The organism is Halobacillus dabanensis (assembly GCF_900114165.1).
GTDB lineage: Bacteria > Bacillota > Bacilli > Bacillales > Halobacillaceae > Halobacillus > Halobacillus dabanensis.
This window is the reverse complement of record NZ_FOSB01000024.1, coordinates 1-1,193: the sequence shown is the minus strand read 5'-3', so window position 1 is coordinate 1,193 and position 1,193 is coordinate 1. Positions and strand designations below refer to the sequence as shown.

Here is a 1,193-nt window from a genome sequence, read left to right as displayed (position 1 = left end):
CCTTTCAAATTTCCAACGCCCACGACGGATAGGGACCGAACTGTCTCACGACGTTCTGAACCCAGCTCGCGTACCGCTTTAATGGGCGAACAGCCCAACCCTTGGGACCGACTACAGCCCCAGGATGCGATGAGCCGACATCGAGGTGCCAAACCTCCCCGTCGATGTGGACTCTTGGGGGAGATAAGCCTGTTATCCCCGGGGTAGCTTTTATCCGTTGAGCGACGGCCCTTCCATGCGGTACCGCCGGATCACTAAGCCCGACTTTCGTCCCTGCTCGACTTGTAGGTCTCGCAGTCAAGCTCCCTTGTGCCTTTACACTCTGCGAATGATTTCCAACCATTCTGAGGGAACCTTTGGGCGCCTCCGTTACTCTTTGGGAGGCGACCGCCCCAGTCAAACTGCCCACCTGACACTGTCTCCGGACCGGATAACGGTCCTGGGTTAGAATGTCCGTACAGCCAGGGTAGTATCCCACCAGCGCCTCCACCGAAGCTAGCGCTCCGGCTTCCAAGGCTCCTACCTATCCTGTACAAGCTGTACCAACATTCAATATCAGGCTACAGTAAAGCTCCACGGGGTCTTTCCGTCCTGTCGCGGGTAATGTGCATCTTCACACATAGTATAATTTCACCGGGTCTCTCGTTGAGACAGTGCCCAAGTCGTTGCACCTTTCGTGCGGGTCGGAACTTACCCGACAAGGAATTTCGCTACCTTAGGACCGTTATAGTTACGGCCGCCGTTTACTGGGGCTTCGGTTCAACGCTTCGCATAAGCTAACGCATCCCCTTAACCTTCCAGCACCGGGCAGGTGTCAGCCCCTATACTTCGCCTTACGGCTTCGCAGAGACCTGTGTTTTTGGTAAACAGTCGCTTGGGCCTTTTCACTGCGGCTCCTCGGCAGAGGAGCACCCCTTCTCCCGAAGTTACGGGGTCATTTTGCCGAGTTCCTTAACGAGAGTTCTCCCGCTCACCTTAGGATCCTCTCCTCGCCTACCTGTGTCGGTTTGCGGTACGGGCACCTCTTTCCTCACTAGAGGATTTTCTTGGCAGTGTGAACTCAGGAGCTTCGGTACTATATTTCCCTCCCCATCACAGCTTGACGTTGCCGGACGGATTTGCCTATCCGACCGTCTCACTGCTTGGACGCGCACATCCAGTGGCGCGCTCTCCTTATCCTCCTGCGTCCCCCC

Annotated in this window: 1 rRNA gene; it reads right to left on the bottom strand. The window is 56.2% G+C overall.

Annotated elements, in window-relative coordinates:
• Window positions 1–1,193: ribosomal RNA gene (locus BMZ58_RS20620) — 23S ribosomal RNA — on the bottom strand; the annotation flags it as partial.